At 59.9% G+C, this 16,099-nt stretch carries 15 protein-coding genes; 4 read left to right on the top strand and 11 right to left on the bottom strand.

Annotated elements, in window-relative coordinates; genetic code table 11:
* Window positions 1–29: 29 nt before the first annotated feature.
* From ACTZWY_RS16020 to ACTZWY_RS16000, 5 genes are all read right to left on the bottom strand, one after another.
* Complete coding sequence (locus tag ACTZWY_RS16020; RefSeq protein ID WP_444791752.1) at window positions 30–821, bottom strand: ABC transporter ATP-binding protein; 792 nt, start codon at window positions 819–821, stop codon at window positions 30–32.
* A gap of 124 nt (window positions 822–945) precedes the next feature.
* Window positions 946–2,127, bottom strand: coding sequence for an ABC transporter substrate-binding protein (locus ACTZWY_RS16015; protein WP_444791713.1), 1,182 nt, complete (start codon window positions 2,125–2,127; stop codon window positions 946–948).
* Window positions 2,128–2,273: 146 nt separating this feature from the next.
* A complete protein-coding gene (locus tag ACTZWY_RS16010; RefSeq protein WP_444791712.1) occupies window positions 2,274–2,549 on the bottom strand; it encodes a putative quinol monooxygenase in 276 nt (91 codons plus the stop codon).
* Entirely contained in the window at window positions 2,549–4,111 is a 1,563-nt protein-coding gene (gene guaA, locus ACTZWY_RS16005; RefSeq protein ID WP_444791711.1) for a glutamine-hydrolyzing GMP synthase, read from the bottom strand. The genes ACTZWY_RS16010 and guaA overlap by 1 nt, the downstream gene beginning before the upstream one ends.
* Before the next feature lie 40 nt (window positions 4,112–4,151).
* Window positions 4,152–5,390, bottom strand: coding sequence for a glycerate kinase type-2 family protein (locus ACTZWY_RS16000; RefSeq protein ID WP_444791710.1), 1,239 nt, complete (start codon window positions 5,388–5,390; stop codon window positions 4,152–4,154).
* A gap of 161 nt (window positions 5,391–5,551) precedes the next feature.
* On the opposite strand from ACTZWY_RS16000, the gene fabG reads away from it, so the two are divergent.
* From fabG to mltG, 4 genes are all read left to right on the top strand, one after another.
* Window positions 5,552–6,289 (top strand): 3-oxoacyl-[acyl-carrier-protein] reductase, encoded by a 738-nt coding sequence (gene fabG, locus ACTZWY_RS15995; protein ID WP_444791709.1) that lies wholly within the window; start codon window positions 5,552–5,554, stop codon window positions 6,287–6,289.
* A 211-nt stretch (window positions 6,290–6,500) separates the two neighbouring features.
* Entirely contained in the window at window positions 6,501–6,734 is a 234-nt protein-coding gene (locus ACTZWY_RS15990; RefSeq protein ID WP_444791708.1) for an acyl carrier protein, read from the top strand.
* Window positions 6,735–6,928: 194 nt separating this feature from the next.
* Window positions 6,929–8,191: a beta-ketoacyl-ACP synthase II gene (gene fabF, locus ACTZWY_RS15985; protein ID WP_444791707.1), complete on the top strand. Its 1,263-nt coding sequence runs from the start codon at window positions 6,929–6,931 to the stop codon at window positions 8,189–8,191.
* Entirely contained in the window at window positions 8,191–9,354 is a 1,164-nt protein-coding gene (gene mltG, locus ACTZWY_RS15980) for an endolytic transglycosylase MltG (RefSeq protein ID WP_444791706.1), read from the top strand. The genes fabF and mltG overlap by 1 nt, the downstream gene beginning before the upstream one ends.
* 105 nt (window positions 9,355–9,459) lie before the next feature.
* On the opposite strand, the gene ACTZWY_RS15975 is transcribed toward mltG, so the two are convergent.
* The 6 genes from ACTZWY_RS15975 to ACTZWY_RS15950 form a co-directional block, all read right to left on the bottom strand.
* Window positions 9,460–10,770, bottom strand: coding sequence for a pyruvate dehydrogenase complex dihydrolipoamide acetyltransferase (locus tag ACTZWY_RS15975; protein WP_444791705.1), 1,311 nt, complete (start codon window positions 10,768–10,770; stop codon window positions 9,460–9,462).
* A gap of 14 nt (window positions 10,771–10,784) precedes the next feature.
* Entirely contained in the window at window positions 10,785–12,173 is a 1,389-nt protein-coding gene (locus tag ACTZWY_RS15970; protein ID WP_444791704.1) for a pyruvate dehydrogenase complex E1 component subunit beta, read from the bottom strand.
* Between the two features lie 17 nt (window positions 12,174–12,190).
* Window positions 12,191–13,201, bottom strand: coding sequence for a pyruvate dehydrogenase (acetyl-transferring) E1 component subunit alpha (pdhA, locus tag ACTZWY_RS15965; protein ID WP_444791703.1), 1,011 nt, complete (start codon window positions 13,199–13,201; stop codon window positions 12,191–12,193).
* Between the two features lie 152 nt (window positions 13,202–13,353).
* Window positions 13,354–14,193, bottom strand: a complete 840-nt coding sequence (locus tag ACTZWY_RS15960) for a universal stress protein (protein WP_444791702.1) — start codon at window positions 14,191–14,193, stop codon at window positions 13,354–13,356.
* An 89-nt stretch (window positions 14,194–14,282) separates the two neighbouring features.
* Complete coding sequence (locus ACTZWY_RS15955; protein ID WP_444791701.1) at window positions 14,283–15,260, bottom strand: Hint domain-containing protein; 978 nt, start codon at window positions 15,258–15,260, stop codon at window positions 14,283–14,285.
* A gap of 281 nt (window positions 15,261–15,541) precedes the next feature.
* Window positions 15,542–15,934, bottom strand: coding sequence for a DUF2147 domain-containing protein (locus tag ACTZWY_RS15950; protein WP_444791700.1), 393 nt, complete (start codon window positions 15,932–15,934; stop codon window positions 15,542–15,544).
* Window positions 15,935–16,099 lie beyond the last annotated feature (165 nt).

Below are 16,099 nucleotides of genomic sequence, written 5' to 3'. Positions count from 1 at the left end.
AATACTCATTCTGTTGGCGCAGCGTTTCTTCACAGCGCGCCCTCCTCGGCTTTGACCTTGTTCTTCAGGCCCGTGCCCAGATAGGCCTCGATCACCTGTTCATTCGACTTGATCTGATCCAGCGTGCCTTGCGCCAGAACCTTGCCTTCGGCCATGCAAATCACCGGGTCGCAAATGCGCCCGATAAAATCCATGTCATGTTCGATGACAACGAATGTATAGCCCTGTTCCTTGTTCAACCGCACAATCGCGTCGGCAATCGTGTTCAGAAGCGTGCGGTTCACGCCTGCGCCGACTTCGTCCAGGAACACGATGCGCGCGTCTGTCATCATGGTGCGGCCCAGTTCCAGCAGCTTTTTCTGGCCACCTGAAATCTGCCCTGCCTTTTCATCGGCAATATGGTCGATGGTCAAAAATTCCAGCACCTCATCGGCACGCGCGCGAATGCGGCGTTCTTCTTCGCGCACGCGGGCATTGTGAAACCAGACCGACCACAGGTTTTCACCGGCCTGACCGGGGGGCACCATCATCAGGTTTTCGCGCACAGTCATCGAATGGAATTCATGCGCAATCTGGAAGGTGCGCAGCAGGCCCTTGGCAAACAACTCATGCGGGGGCAGGCCGGTGATATCCTCGCCTTCCATCAGCACGCGCCCCGATGTGGGCGGCAGCACACCGGCAATCACATTGAACAGCGTGGTTTTCCCCGCGCCGTTCGGGCCGATCAATCCGGTGATGGACCCTTTTTCAATTTCCAGTGACGCCCCGTCAACGGCATGAAACCCGCCAAAATGTTTGTGCAGGTTTTCGACCCGGATCATGGCCATATGTGTTACTCCCTGTCCGCCACATCTGTTTTCCGCCACACATGTTTTTCGGTAGTATCGGAAAAACGGCCCGAGGGGTCGCCTCGGGCCGCTGGATCCTTCCGGACCCGTTTCGTGTTTAGTGGAACGTAACTGTCACGTATTCGCCGCCTTCGACGATATACTCGCGGTAGCTGCCCGCCGCTTCGCCGGGACCGACCAGTTCAACATTCGTTGCGCCGACATAGTTGATTTCACCGCCATCCGCCAGAATTTGCAGACCTTTGGCCAGTTCACCCGGCAAGATCAGCTCGCCCGGTTCATTGGCGACATTCAGAATGTTTGCCGCAATGCCTTCGGGGGTTGCTTCGCCTGCAGCCTGTGCCGCCAGTGCCAGCAGCGCCGCTGCGTCATAGCTTTCGCGGGTGTAGCTGGAGGATGCATTCACGCCCGCCGCTTCGGCGATTTGCTGGAAGATATCCGCGCCTTCGCCAGACGCCCATGGAATGGTGCCAATGGTGCCTTCCAGCGCTTCGCCAACAGCCGAGACCAGTTCATCGCCATACATGCCATCGCCCATGAAGAAGCTTTCGAATGCGCCCAGTTCATAGGCCGTGCGCAGCATGGACCCGCCGCCATCAACATAGCCCAGAACGACCAGCGCATCGCCACCGGCTGCCGCAAGCTGGCCGACTTCTGCGGAATAATCGCCCTTGGCTTCTTCATGCGCCACTTTTGACGTGATGGTGCCGCCTGCCGCCACAAAAGATTCCTCGAATGCGTTGGCAAAGCCGGACCCATAATCGTTGTTGGTATAGGTCAGCGCGACCTGATCAAAGCCGCGTTCCATCACGATACCTGCCAGAATCTCGCCCTGACGCGCATCAGACGGGGAGGTGCGGTAAAACAGGCCGTTTGATTCGGTTGTTGTGAAGGCAGGTGATGTTGCCGAAGGCGAAATCATCGGAACGCCTGCAGACATTGCGACGTTTTGCAAAATCGCCATTGTGACACCCGAACAATCCGCGCCCATGATCGCCACAACCCCGTCAGAGGAAATCATGCGTTCTGCCGCAGCCTGCGCCGCGGAGGAGTCAACGCAGGTGGAATCCGCGCGCACCGCTGAAATGGTCTGGCCGCCCAGAAACAGGCCGCTTTCGTTGATTTCGGCAAAAGCAAGCTCAGCACTGTCGGCCATATGCGGCGCGATGGATTCCAGCGGCCCGGTGAAGCCGAGCAGGACGCCCATTTTCACATCATCGGCGAACGCAGCGCCAGCCGAGAAGGCCAGCGCGGTGCTTGCAAGAAGCAGCTTTTTCATAAGGTATCTCCCATAGGGTTTTGTTATCATTCTGCCCTGTGCCAAGCTGGCACGGGGCCGGCGGTTCTGGCCGCCCTGCACCATGCCTAGCATGGCGGTTTGTTCTAGAAAAGACGTTTTGAAATACCACGCACAGCGTTGCGTTTTCAGGTTTCGGTCAGGGTGTAGTTGCGCGGTATGCCAGCAGTTGCCTGCCCCCATGGGCTGGATTTGGCGCGGGTCTGGTGGGCGTCAAGCGCTGCGCGCGTGGCAAAACGTTCCGTCACTTCCCAGACATGCGGATCATCCGTGGGCGTGACGTCAAACTGCAGGCAGCCCGCTTCCGCCCGCGTCAGGCGGATATGGTCACGCAGATGCCGGCGCACGATACCGGCTTGCGCATCATCAGCACAATGCAAGTTGCCCTGAAGCAGGACAGGCATTATTCCAGTTCAATCGTGCCGGGCGGTTTGGACGTGCAATCATAGAAAACACGATTGATTCCGCGCACTTCATTGATGATTCGTGTAGATGTTTCGCCCAGGAATTCATGCGTGAACGGATAGTAATCCGCTGTCATGCCATCCACGGATGTTACGGCGCGCAGCCCCAGCGCGAAATCATAGGTGCGCCCGTCGCCCATGACGCCCACAGTGCGCATGGGCAGGATGGCCGCGAATGCCTGCCAGATTTCATCATACAGACCATGGCGGCGGATCTGGTCAATATAGACCGCATCGGCGCGGCGCAGGATCTCCAGCTTTTCGCGTGTGATCTCACCGGGGCAACGGATGGCAAGTCCCGGACCGGGGAAGGGGTGGCGGCCAATGAACGTGTCCGGCAGCCCCAGTTCTCGCCCCAACGCGCGCACTTCGTCCTTGAACAATTCGCGCAGCGGTTCCACCAGTTTCAGGCCCATCTTTTCGGGCAGGCCGCCGACATTGTGGTGGCTTTTGATGGTTACAGACGGCCCACCGGAAAAGCTGACCGATTCGATGACATCAGGATACAGCGTGCCCTGGGCCAGAAATTCCGCACCATCAATCTGGCTGGCGTATTTCTGGAACACGTCGATGAACAATCGCCCGATGATCTTGCGCTTTGTTTCGGGATCGGAAACGCCGTCCAGCTCGCCCAGGAACAAATCAGCTTCATCTGCGTGAATTAGCGGAATGTTGTAATTGTCGCGGAACATGGTGACGACTTCTTCGGCTTCATTCAGGCGCAACAGGCCGTGGTCCACGAACACGCAGGTCAACTGGTCGCCGATGGCTTCGTGAATCAGCACAGCCGCAACCGAACTGTCGACACCGCCGGACAAGCCACAGATTACCTGCTTGTCGCCCACCTGTTCGCGGATGCGCGCAATCGCTTCATCCTTGTAGGACGCCATGGTCCAGTCGCCGGTAAAGCCCGCCAGCTTCACGAAATTCGCATAGAGTTTCGCGCCGTTCGGGGTGTGGTGCACTTCGGGGTGGAATTGCACTGCGAAGAACTTGCGCGACGGGTCGGCGGTAATCGCAAACGGCGCGCCGGGCGATGTGCCGAATACCTGAAATCCGGGGGCAAGGCGGCTGACATGGTCACCATGGCTCATCCAGACCTGTTCGCGGCCATCTGCGCCGGTAAACCAGCCGTCCAGCAGCGGCAGCCGGTCATCTGACGGCGTAACATAGGCACGCCCGAATTCCGCAGTGCCATGACCGGTTTCGACCAGCCCGCCAAGTTCCTGCATCATCACCTGTTGGCCATAGCAAATGCCAAGGATGGGCACACCCAGCGCAAACACCGATTTCGGCGGGCGGGGCGACCCGTCCCTCGTGACCGAATCAGGCCCGCCCGACAGGATGACCGCCTTGGGGGCGAATTCGGCCAAGAACGCGTCATCCACCTTCTGATAAGGGTGAATTTCGCAATAGACATTCAGTTCCCGAAGCCTGCGCGCGATAAGCTGCGTGACCTGAGAACCGAAATCGATGATCAGAAGGCGTTGATGCTGGGTCATGGCGCCCCGATTAAGTCAAGCCTGCGTGCCCTGCAAGGGCCTAAAATGCGCGCGCGTCGTCAATGCACAGGATTTGCAGATCGGCCACATTCGTGCCGGTTGCCCCTGTGATCAGCAGATCACCCGCCAAGTCCAGCGCGCGGTAGCTGTCATTATTGGCCAGCAATGCGGCCGGGTCGGCGCCGGCGGCACGAATGCGTGCCAGCGTTGCGCCATCGACCACCGCGCCTGCCGCATCCGTGGGGCCATCGCGCCCGTCTGTGCCGCCTGACAAAAACCGCCAGCCCGCAATACCGTCCAATGCGCTGGCCACGCGCAGCGCCAGTTCCTGATTGCGCCCGCCGCGCCCGGTGCCTTGCAGCCTGACGGTGGTTTCGCCGCCGAACAATGCAACCTGCGGCCCGCCGTCGCGCAGGATCGCCACAATTTGCGCGGCAGCGTCGCCTACATCGCCCGTCAGCGCATCCGACACAATTGCGGCCCCGTCACACCCGCGCGCCATCGCGTCCAGCGACATGCGATTGGACCCGATCAGGCGGTTTTCGGCGTGGGGCAGGGGGGACGTGTCCGGCGCACGCCCCAGCGCCGCGCGCGCGGCCAGTGGCAGGCGGTCCCACAAGCCCGATGTGGCCAGAAGCGCGCGCACCTCATCGCGGGTGGCAATCGGCGCGACAGTGGGACCGGACGCGATGGCGCGCAGGTCATCGCCAATCACATCCGACAGGATAAGTGCGTGCACCTGCGCAGGGGCCGCCATGCGCAACAATCCGCCCCCCTTCATCCGCGACAGGTGCTGGCGCACGGCGTTCATGGCGACAATATCCAGCCCGGCGCCCAGCAACAGGTCATTGACCTGCGCCTTGTCGGCCAGCGACAGGCCCGGAACAGGTGCCGGCATCAGCGCCGACCCCCCGCCCGATACCAGCACAAGAACCCGGTCGCCCGCGCGGGTGCGTGCCAGCATCTTTTGCACTGCCAATCCCGCCTGAAGCCCGTTTTCATCGGGCACCGGGTGCCCTGCGGCCATGACGCGCGCCCCCTCCAGCGGGGTGGCGTTTTCGTAATTGGTGATCACCAGCGCGGCATGGGGCACAGGCAACTGTGCCAAGGCCGCCTGCATCATGGCGCGCGCGGCCTTGCCCACCGCCAGCACATACAAGCGCCCCCCGTCAGGCAACTGCACAGGCGCATCACACAGCGCGTCATGCACCGCCGCATGCGGGTTTGCAGCGGCAACGCCTGTGGTGAACAACTTGGTCATCTGGGCGCGGTTCAGCATGGTGCCCCACTCCTTTTGGGTTGATAGCGCTATCTGGCTTGCGGCCCGTTGTGCCACCGTAACGGCAAATTGCACAACCCGCTTTCGGTTGGCACTGCGCCCCAAGCCTTGCTATAGGGGCAGAAGACAACGCATAAACGGGCTGGATTGGGGAAATACTCATGTTTGATCTGACTGGAAAATCCGCGCTGATCACAGGGGCGTCGGGCGGAATTGGCGCCGATATCGCGCGCGCACTGCACAGCGCCGGTGCGACTGTTGCGCTTTCGGGCACACGAGAGGCCCCCTTGCAGGAGCTGGCGCGCGAACTGAGCACGCGCGCACATGTGCTGCCATGCAACCTGTCAGACCCCGAGGCCGTGGAAGCCCTGCCCAAACGCGCGATTGACGCAATGGGCGCGCTGGATATTCTGGTCAATAATGCAGGCATCACCCAAGACAACCTGCTGATGCGCATGAGCGATGCACAGTGGCAACAAGTGCTGGACGTGAACCTGACCGCCGCCATGCGCCTGATGCGCGGCAGTCTGCGCGGCATGATGAAAGCGCGCTGGGGCCGGATTGTAAATATCAGTTCGGTGGTCGGTGCCACCGGCAACCCCGGTCAGACAAATTACGTTGCCGCCAAGGCGGGGCTGGTGGGCATGTCCAAAGCGCTGGCGCAAGAAGTGGCATCGCGCGGAATCACTGTCAATTGTGTGGCGCCGGGGTTTATTGCCACGCCAATGACCGACGCCTTGACCGATGACCAGAAGGCGGCGATCAACGCGCGTATCCCTGCGGCGCGCATGGGCACCCCCGCCGATATTGCCGCAGCAGTGCTGTATCTTGCCAGCGATCAGGCCGGGTATGTGACGGGTGCGGTTCTCCACGTTAATGGCGGCATGGCGATGGTCTGACGATGCGATGACGGGGACCCATGCCATACGCCGCGCAGCATGCTTGCGGTGGCGCGGGGCTGTGCTATGAAAGTGAGACTACAGTTTCAAACGCCGCAATACTCTTGACCTGCGGACATGAAGGCCCTATTGGGCGCGCAACACGCCGCCAACCACTGGCGGTTGAGGGACATTACAGGCCGGCTACCGGCAAAAAACCGAGAGGAAGAACATGAGCGATATCGCGGATCGTGTGAAGAAAATCGTTGTCGAGCATCTTGGCGTCGAAGAAGGCAAGATCACCGAAGGCGCGTCCTTCATCGACGATCTGGGCGCAGACAGCCTTGATACCGTGGAATTGGTAATGGCGTTCGAAGAAGAATTCGGCATTGAAATTCCCGATGACGCTGCCGAGAACATCCAGACCTTTGGTGATGCAGTGAAGTTCATCTCGGAAGCGGCCTGATTTTCCAACGGCTTTCGGAAATTGAAACGCCACCTCTCGGGGTGGCGTTTTGCATTTTTGCGCGCGACCCTATCGGCAGGTTCCCGCAGCTTGCCGCTTTGTGAGCATTCGCGCCATGCTCAACCCTTTCCCTGCGGGCCAAATCCCGCTATCAGAACGATAATATCTTTCGACGAACAGGAGTGAGAGGGCACATGCGCAGGGTTGTCGTCACAGGGCTGGGAATGGTCACGCCGCTGGCTTGCGGTGTTGAAGAAACATGGGCGCGCCTGCTGGACAGTCAATCCGGTGCGGGACCCATCACGCGCTTTGATGCCAGCGGTCTTGCCACAACCTATGCGTGCGAAGTGCCGCGTGGTGACGGGTCGGGCGGCACGTTCAATCCCGATGACTGGATGGAACCCAAAGAAGCCCGAAAAGTTGATGAATTCATCCTGTATGGCGTGGCCGCCGCTGTGCAAGCGGTGCAGGATTCGGGATGGATGCCCGAAGACGAAGACAGCCGTTGTCGCACAGGCGTGATGATCGGGTCTGGCATAGGGGGCCTGTCCAGCATTGCGGAAACGGCCGTTTTGCTGAAGGAACGCGGGCCGCGCCGGGTGTCGCCTTTCTTCATTCCCGGCGCGCTGATCAATCTGGTATCCGGGCATGTCAGCATTCGCTACGGGTTCAAGGGGCCGAATCACGCTGTGGTAACGGCCTGTTCAACGGGCGCGCATGCCATTGGCGACGCGGCCCGCCTGATCGCGTTTGGCGATGCCGATGTCATGGTCGCGGGCGGGGCGGAAAGCCCGATTTCCGAAATAGGAATTGCGGGGTTCAATGCGTGCAAGGCCCTGTCAACCAAGCGCCCAGATGACCCCGCAGCCGCCAGCCGCCCCTATGACGCGGACCGCGACGGATTCGTGATGGGCGAAGGGGCGGGGGTCGTGGTGCTGGAAGAATATGAACACGCCAAAGCACGCGGCGCGAAGATTTATGCCGAGGTGCTGGGCTATGGCATGTCGGGCGATGCGTTCCATATCACCGCCCCGTCAGAAGATGGCGATGGCGCGTTGCGCTCCATGAAAGCGGCGGTGGCGCGCGCGGGTATTCACCCGTCAGAACTGGATTACATCAACGCGCATGGCACATCCACCATGGCCGATGTCATTGAACTGGCGGCAGTGGAACGGTTGCTCGGCGACAGCGCGGGCAAGGCCACGATGTCATCGACGAAATCGGCAATCGGGCATTTGCTGGGGGCCGCAGGCGCGGTCGAGGCTATTTTCTGCATTCTGGCCATCCGCGACCAGATTGCGCCCCCCACGCTGAACCTTGACAACCCCGCCGTGGACACACCGATTGATCTGGCCCCGAAGGTGGCGCGCAAACGCGATATCCGGCTGGCTCTGTCCAACAGCTTCGGGTTTGGCGGCACCAATGCCAGCTTGATTCTGGGAAAGATTGACAGCTGATGGTGCGCCATGTTGTAGCCAATGCGCTGACATTGATGATTGTTGGCCTTATCGGGCTGGCCATCATCATTTCTGCAGGAAAACGTCAGTTTACAGGTCCCGGACCGCTGACACAGCCTGTGTGTTTCCGCGTGGAACCGGGTGCAAGCCTGCGGGTGGTGTCGCGCGGGCTTGCCGAACAATCCGCCATCAAATCCGAACAGGTGTTTCGTGTGGGCGCGCAATACAGCGCGCGCGCGGATCGTCTGCGCTTCGGGTCGTATTTGATTCCCGAAGCGGCCTCGATGGATGAAATCCTTGATATTCTTACGCGGGGCGGGGCGTCGACCTGTGGCAGCGAAATCCAGTATCGGATCGGGGTGACGCGCATTGACACATTGGTGCGTGAACTGGACCCGGCAACGCAGCGGTTTGAAACCGTGGTGCAGTTCGATGCAGGGCAGGAACCGCCCGAAGACTATGCGCGTTTCACAGCGCAAGCGGATATGCAATACCGCGTGACCGTCGCGGAAGGCGCCACCAGCTGGCAGGTATGGGAAGGTCTGCGGCTGGCCGAGTTTCTGGACGGCGAAGCAGGCGAGGTGCCCCCCGAAGGCATGCTGGCAACTGACAGCTATTCGGTCACGCGCGGGTCAAGCCGCGAAACGCTGCTGGCAGATATGCAAGCCCGACAGGAAGCGATCCTCACGCAGCTTTGGGAAACCCGCGCCGATGGCCTGCCCTATCAAACCCCGCAAGAGGCGCTGATCATGGCGTCTATTGTGGAAAAGGAAACCGGCGTTGCAGATGAACGCCGACAGGTTGCCAGCGTATTTGTGAACCGCCTTGCGGTGCCGATGCGATTGCAAACCGACCCCACGGTTATTTACGGCATCACGCAGGGGCGCGGCACATTGGGGCGCGGGTTGCGGCGTTCTGAACTGGACGCGGTAACCCCTTATAATACTTACCGGATTGATGGTTTGCCGCCAACGCCTATTGCCAATCCCGGCCGCGCGGCAATTGCCGCAGCGCTGGACCCTGATGATACACCCTATCTGTATTTCGTGGCAGATGGCACTGGCGGGCATACGTTCAGCACCAATCTGGCTGACCACAACCGCGCCGTTGCCCGCTGGCGCCAGATTGAGGCAGAGATGCGCCAGCAACAGCAAGCGGATTGACCCGGCGGCAGCAGTTTCCCAAAGGAATTTTTCGCTGCCCCCGCGTAACGAAAAGGGGCGCTTTTGCGCCCCTTTTCAATTCTTTGCAGGATTTTGTTAAAGCTGCTATGCCAGCATGGTCACGGGGTTTTCCAGATAGGCGACAACCTCTTTCAGGAATTCCGCGCCCAGGGCCCCGTCGATCACGCGGTGATCCACAGACAGGGTCATTGACATGACAGTGGCCACCTTCAATTCGCCATCTGCCCCGACAACAGGTTTTTTCAGACCTGCGCCAACTGCCAGAATGGACCCATGCGGCGGGTTGATGACCGCATCGAAATTCTCGATCCCGAACATGCCAAGATTGGAAATGGCCATGGCACCGCCAATATATTCATGCGGCGCCAGTTTCTTGTTCCGGGCACGACCTGCAAGGTCCTTCATTTCGGCCGACAGGGCGGACAGGGATTTCAGATGCGCGTCTTTCAACACAGGCGTGAACAACCCGCCTTCGACTGCGACAGCCACGGCCACATCGGACGGTTTCAGGCGCAAGATACGGTCACTGGCCCAAACGGCATTGCAATCAGGCACCGCTTGCAGCGCCATGGCACAGGCCTTGATGATGAAGTCATTGACCGACAATTTGACGCCGCGCGCGTCCAGCTGTTTGTTCAGACCGGCGCGGAACGCCATCAGCGCATCAAGCTGCACATCGCGGCGCAGATAGAAATGCGGGATCGTCTGCTTGGCTTCGGTCAGGCGGCTGGCAACGGTTTTGCGCATACCGTCAAGCTTGACTTCTTCATAGTCGCGGCCTTCATACATACGCGCGACCTGATCGGCGGTCGGGCCAGACGCGGCGGCGGCAGCTTTGGCCGCTGCGGGGGCGGCAGCGGCGGCGGGCGTGACACTGGCTGCGGGTTTCGCGCCGTCGATATCTGCCTTGACGATGCGGCCATGCGGGCCGGAGCCGGTGATTTTCGCCAGATCAATGCCCTTCTCGGCGGCGATGCGGCGTGCAAGCGGCGAGGCAAAGATGCGTTGCCCGTCGCGGTGCGGCGCAGGGGGGGCGGCTGCGGCGGAGCCCCCTTTGGGGGCCGCCTTCGCAGCCGCGTCAGCCGCAGACGCGGCTTCCGGGGCACCCGCGCTGGCGGGGGCGCTGGTGGTTTTGATGTCATCGGCGCTTTCGCCATCTTCGAGCAGCACCGCAATCGGGGTGTTGACCTTCACGGCGTCCGAACCGGCAGCCACAAGAAGTTTCCCGATCACACCGTCATCCACGGCCTCGAATTCCATCGTGGCCTTGTCAGTTTCAATTTCCGCCAGAATGTCGCCAGAAGACACGCTGTCGCCTTCCTTGACCAACCATTTGGCAAGCGTGCCTTCTTCCATGGTGGGCGAGAGGGCAGGCATCAGGATTTCTGTAGGCATGGGTCCCTCCCTTTTCAGCGATAGGTGACTTTGCGCACGGCCTCGACCACCTCATCGGTGGTGACCAGCGCTAGTTTTTCAAGATTGGCCGCATAGGGCATTGGCACATCCTTGCCGGTCAGGTTGATGACCGGCGCATCCAAATAATCAAATGCCTGCTGCATCACCACCGAGGTGATGTAATTCCCCACCGAGCTTTGCGGGAAGCCTTCTTCAACAGTGACCAGACGGTTGGTTTTGCGCACGGATGCCAGAATAGCGTCGGTATCCATGGGGCGGATGGTGCGCAAGTCGAGAACTTCGGCGCTGATGCCATCTTCGGCCAGCCGTTCAGCCGCTTCCAGCGCATAGGTCATGCCAATGCCAAAGCTGACGATGGTCACATCAGTGCCTTCGCGCCAGATCTTGGCCTTGCCGAAGGGGATTGTGAAATCATCGAGCACCGGCACATCGAAGCTGCGCCCATAGAGGATTTCATTTTCCAGAAAGATGACCGGGTTGGGGTCGCGGATGGCCTGTTTCAGCAAACCTTTTGCATCGGCGGCGGAATAGGGCATCACGACTTTCAGGCCGGGAATATGGCTATACCATGCTGCGTAACACTGGCTGTGCTGCGCCCCCACACGCGCGGCGGCGCCATTTGGCCCACGAAACACGATGGGGCAGCCCATCTGGCCGCCTGACATATACAGGGTTTTCGCGGCAGAGTTCAGGATCTGGTCAATCGCCTGCATGGCAAAGTTGAATGTCATGAATTCGACAACCGGACGCAAGCCCCCGAATGCCGCCCCGACCCCGATTCCGGCAAACCCGTGTTCGGTGATAGGTGTGTCGATCACGCGCCGTGCGCCGAATTCGGCCAGCAACCCTTGGGTGATTTTATAGGCGCCCTGATATTCTGCGACTTCCTCGCCCATGACAAATACTTCGTCATGGGCGCGCATTTCTTCGGCCATGGCGTCGCGCAGGGCTTCGCGGACGGTCTGGGTTTTCATTTCGGTGCCTTCGGGCCAGTCGGGGCTGGTGTCGGGCGTTGGCGCAGCGGGGGGCGCGGCCTTCGCGGAGCCCCCTGCGGGGGCCGCCTTGTCGGCCGCCTCGGCCGGCGCAGGCGCGGCCTCGGGGGGCGACGACGCTGAAGTTTGGATATTCTCGGCGCTTTCGCCTTCTTCCACCAGAACGGCAATCGCGGTGTTCACCTTCACGCCTTCGGTTCCTGCGGCGATCAGGATTTTGCCGATCACCCCTTCGTCCACCGCTTCGAATTCCATCGTGGCCTTGTCTGTTTCAATCTCGGCCAGAATGTCACCGGCGGCTACAGTATCGCCTTCTTTCACCAGCCATTTGGCCAATGTGCCTTCCTCCATGGTGGGAGAGAGTGCGGGCATAAGTATTTCGGTTGCCATGATTCCTGTCCCCCCTGTCAAGCGTTCTGTGGCACGCTGGATGCGTAAATATCGGTCCAAAGTTCGTCCAGCGCGGGTTCGGGACTTTCCTTGGAGAATTCGGCCGCGTCATTCACGACTGCCTTGATGTCCTTGTCGATGGCCTTCAGGTCATCTTCGCTGGCATGTTTGCCCTGCAACAACAAATCACGGACATGTTCAATGGCGTCGCGTTCCTCGCGGATTTTCTGCACCTCGTCGCGGGTGCGGTATTTGGCGGGGTCTGACATGGAATGCCCGCGGTAGCGATAGGTCATCACTTCAAGGATATACGGCCCCTTGCCTGCGCGACAATGCGCGACAGCCTTTTCACCGGCGGCCTTGACCGCGAGAACGTCCATCCCGTCAACTTCTTCGCCCTTGATGCCGTAAGCGGCACCGCGTTCCCACAGGCTGGGGGATTTGGTGGCGCGCTGCACAGAGGTTCCCATGGCGTATTTGTTGTTTTCAATCACGAAGATCACCGGCAAATCCCACAACATGGCCATATTATAGGTTTCATAGACCTGGCCCTGATTGGCCGCACCATCCCCGAAATAGGTGAAGGTCACGTTGTCATTGCCCTTGTATTTGTCCGAAAACGCCAGCCCCGCGCCCAGTGGCACCTGTGCGCCGACAATGCCATGCCCGCCATAGAAATGCTTTTCCTTGGAGAACATGTGCATCGAGCCGCCCTTGCCCTTGGAATAGCCCCCCTCGCGCCCGGTCAGTTCGGCCATCACGCCCTTGGGGTCCATCCCGCAGGCCAGCATATGACCATGATCGCGGTAGGATGTGATGCGCTTGTCGCCATCCTTGGCCGCTGCTTCCAACCCGACAACAACAGCTTCCTGCCCGATATACAGATGGCAGAACCCGCCAATCAGGCCCATTCCGTACAGCTGGCCTGCTTTTTCCTCGAATCGGCGGATCAGCAACATGTCGCGGTAATACCCCAACAACTCTTCGGCCGAAACGTTTGGTTTCGCGGCGGTTTTTCGTGTGGCCATGCCTGGTAGCCCTCCCGGAAAAAGTGATAGTTCAACGTTAAACAATTAAATAGCGCATATTTTTCTGGGTTGCGAGTGTTTTTCGACATCCGCCCCCGCCATAGTGCGCGGATGAACGCAACATGCCCGTTCACCGCTGCGTCAGGCGCGTTTCAGGCGGGTTTCGCAATCAGAAGGTCGGTTGGTGGCGCACGCATAAGGTCGCGGGCGTAATTGCCAAGGCTGGCGCTATCGCGCCCGGATGCGCTGCCGATTACAACAAGATCGGGGTCAAGTTCGTTGATGCGGAATTGCAAAACTTCGTGGACCCCGCCGGGGATGATTTCGGGCAAATTCATATGCGGGGGCAATCCGTCCAGCCGCATGAACGCGTCACGCTGCAATATGGCGCTGGTCATGGCGGTGCCGTTTTCCACCTCGGAGTTGGGAAGCTTTTCCTTCAGGGGCAGTTGCAGTGCGTGAATGGCATTGAATTCGGCATCTGGTGCAAGAATTCCCGCTGTTGCCATGGCCTGCGCGGAAGCGGGCGCGAAGGTGATTGCGCCCAGAACACAACGATAGGGTGTAACTGCGGTGGTATGTGCCACCAGAACCGGGCAGGACACCGCAAGCGCAATGCGTTCCATGGTGGTCAGCCGAAGGGTATCAAGCACTTTGCGCAGCTTGTGCAGCCCCACAACCACCAGATCCGCCGACACATCGCTGGCGGCTTGGGAAATCACATTTTCGACAGCGCCAGACGCGATGACATAGTCCATGGGCACATCGCGGTATTGTTCCATCATCCGCGCAAGGGCGGTTTCAGGTCTGGTCCCGCTGGCCGGTCTCTTGCGCAGGGTAAAACGTGCCACAGGGTTGATTCGTCCCGGCGCTGCATGCACCAGCACAACGCGCGCGCCCAGTTTGCGCGCAAGCGCCGCAGCCCGTTCCGGCGCTGCCGCTGAGCGCTGCTGCAGGTCCGTTGCAACAAGAATTGTTCTGATAGCAGGCAACACCGCACCCTGTGATGATCTGAAAACATGGCACCCTGTCTTAGCAGATCGGAATTGCGCCGTCACTTTGCTTTCGCAAAAACGCAGGGTTAGGCGCGCGAACTTATGCCATGTGGCGCGTCCGGCGGCTGTTCTGACGCCACATCCTGCGCAAAATGTGGCTTGTGCTGCAAATTGGGATAGCGCGCTTGCAAATCTGTCCGCAGGGCGGGGGGCAGGCGTGTCATGGTGGCGCGCGACACCAGCAAGCTTTCCATGGGCACGCCTTCTGCATAGATGATCTGGTGTTCATCGAAGGCCAGACTGAAGTATTCCACGAACCCGCCTTCGTGTTGGGTTATGCCCGCAGACCCAACCAGGTGCAGTGCCTGCACCAGCACTTCGGCGCGCCCCCCCAGCCGCTTATCCCCGCGTTGATACAAGAAGATACGCTGGCGCGGGGCCAGTTTCAGACTGCGCAGATTGCCAAGCCCCCCTTCGGGAATGACCACAGGCGCATAGGCCCCATACCCGCGCAAGGTGACCTTGCCCAACCACCGCACAGGTTGCGCGCCTTGATCGCGTGTCAGGACCATATCCCCGCTTTGCAGTTGTTCAATGGCGGTCAGGCTGCCATCTGCCATGGTCACGCGCGTGCCCGCACCGAAACACCCGCGCACAATCTCGGACAGGCGCAGCGCTGTGTCTGTTGTGTTGATCTCGATGAGGGCATAATCGGTGGCCGCGCGCATTGGCCCAAGGGGCAAGCCGAAAACCTGCCCTTCGATTTGCAACAAGATCACTTCCAGCACATCGCCGTCATAGGCCATAAGCCGGAGCTGGCCCAGCAGCCTGACCTTCGCGCCTGCGGGCATGTCAGGACAGCGACTACCACGATGGTGCAGCACGGTAATGGCGGGGTCAAGCTGAAGGGTCAGTCTGGAAAAAACATGTGTGGATTTCAGGCTGTAGATATCGCCCAGAACACATTCCTGCGGCAGCCCAAGGGGGTCGCCTTCGTTTATTCCCCAAGTCACTGCAAAATCATCGGCGCAGAAGACTTCGCATTCGTATCTGGTTCCCGACATGTTGCCCTTACGCCCCAAATCTGCCCTTCATCTGTGGATGAACGCAGCAACTGCCTAAAGGTTTCGGCCATGGGCCAGATTTAAGCAAGGTGTGACCACTTCATGCTGTTTGCGCAGCGCGAATTGCTGTGTTGCAGGCGGGGGCAGACATTCTGTCTGAAGGGCACAATTGCCCATATGGCGGCGCTGCACAATAGCAAGCCTGCACGGACAGGGCAATTTTTCGTGTGCCATATGGGGGCGCAAGCGCGCCGCGCCACATTGGCGCACGGCGCGTCATGTCAGTTTACGCGGGTCCACAGCGACTCGCGGCATAGTCCCATGACGCAGCCCGAAACGCCAAGTTCGCGCCCCCGCAATTCCATGCGCGATGTATAGGTGCGGTCGCGGTCGGGGGCATAAACGCGCCCATTGCGATACTGCCCGTTCCCTTGGGGTTCCATGTCCCACACAATGGCCCGCCCAATATTGTCTGATGCAATCTGTTGGGCCCCGCTGTCAAATGCCGCGACCAGCCCCCCGCATATTTTGCCGTTGGAGCAGGTCTGTATCTGCACATGGCCGAAATTGCCGTTGTCATCAGGGGCGGTTTTCCAAAGCCCATGCGCCGGGTCGCCCAAGGCAGGGACCGCAAACAGGGCCAGAAAGCCCGCCATAAGGATTGATTTTTCCACGCTTACTCCTCCTGCCGCGCAAAAACACGCGACCACACAGGGTTAGGGTGGGTCGCGTGGTTACCAATCTACGCAATACTCATTAATAAAATTAGTGTTGTGCCAAATACGGAATATGGCAAGCGCGACCTTGCGTCAGGCAAGGGGCATTGTGCAGTAAAAAAA

Source organism: Roseinatronobacter sp. NSM (genome assembly GCF_052379845.1).
Lineage (GTDB): Bacteria > Pseudomonadota > Alphaproteobacteria > Rhodobacterales > Rhodobacteraceae > Roseinatronobacter.
Note: the sequence above shows the minus strand (reverse complement) of the source record. Positions and strands in the feature narration are given on the sequence as shown.

What these genes read in the sequence shown, in the direction of transcription:
- fabG (WP_444791709.1), top strand. Translation starts at nt 5,552, where the DNA reads ATGTTTGATCTGACTGGAAAATCCGCGCTGATCACAGGGGCGTCGGGC.
- pdhA (WP_444791703.1), bottom strand. Translation starts at nt 13,201, where the DNA reads ATGGCCACACGAAAAACCGCCGCGAAACCAAACGTTTCGGCCGAAGAG.
- ACTZWY_RS16000 (WP_444791710.1), bottom strand. Translation starts at nt 5,390, where the DNA reads ATGCTGAACCGCGCCCAGATGACCAAGTTGTTCACCACAGGCGTTGCC.
- fabF (WP_444791707.1), top strand. Translation starts at nt 6,929, where the DNA reads ATGCGCAGGGTTGTCGTCACAGGGCTGGGAATGGTCACGCCGCTGGCT.
- ACTZWY_RS15970 (WP_444791704.1), bottom strand. Translation starts at nt 12,173, where the DNA reads ATGGCAACCGAAATACTTATGCCCGCACTCTCTCCCACCATGGAGGAA.
- ACTZWY_RS16020 (WP_444791752.1), bottom strand. Translation starts at nt 821, where the DNA reads ATGATCCGGGTCGAAAACCTGCACAAACATTTTGGCGGGTTTCATGCC.
- ACTZWY_RS15975 (WP_444791705.1), bottom strand. Translation starts at nt 10,770, where the DNA reads ATGCCTACAGAAATCCTGATGCCTGCCCTCTCGCCCACCATGGAAGAA.
- ACTZWY_RS15990 (WP_444791708.1), top strand. Translation starts at nt 6,501, where the DNA reads ATGAGCGATATCGCGGATCGTGTGAAGAAAATCGTTGTCGAGCATCTT.
- ACTZWY_RS16015 (WP_444791713.1), bottom strand. Translation starts at nt 2,127, where the DNA reads ATGAAAAAGCTGCTTCTTGCAAGCACCGCGCTGGCCTTCTCGGCTGGC.
- ACTZWY_RS16010 (WP_444791712.1), bottom strand. Translation starts at nt 2,549, where the DNA reads ATGCCTGTCCTGCTTCAGGGCAACTTGCATTGTGCTGATGATGCGCAA.
- guaA (WP_444791711.1), bottom strand. Translation starts at nt 4,111, where the DNA reads ATGACCCAGCATCAACGCCTTCTGATCATCGATTTCGGTTCTCAGGTC.
- ACTZWY_RS15955 (WP_444791701.1), bottom strand. Translation starts at nt 15,260, where the DNA reads ATGTCGGGAACCAGATACGAATGCGAAGTCTTCTGCGCCGATGATTTT.
- mltG (WP_444791706.1), top strand. Translation starts at nt 8,191, where the DNA reads ATGGTGCGCCATGTTGTAGCCAATGCGCTGACATTGATGATTGTTGGC.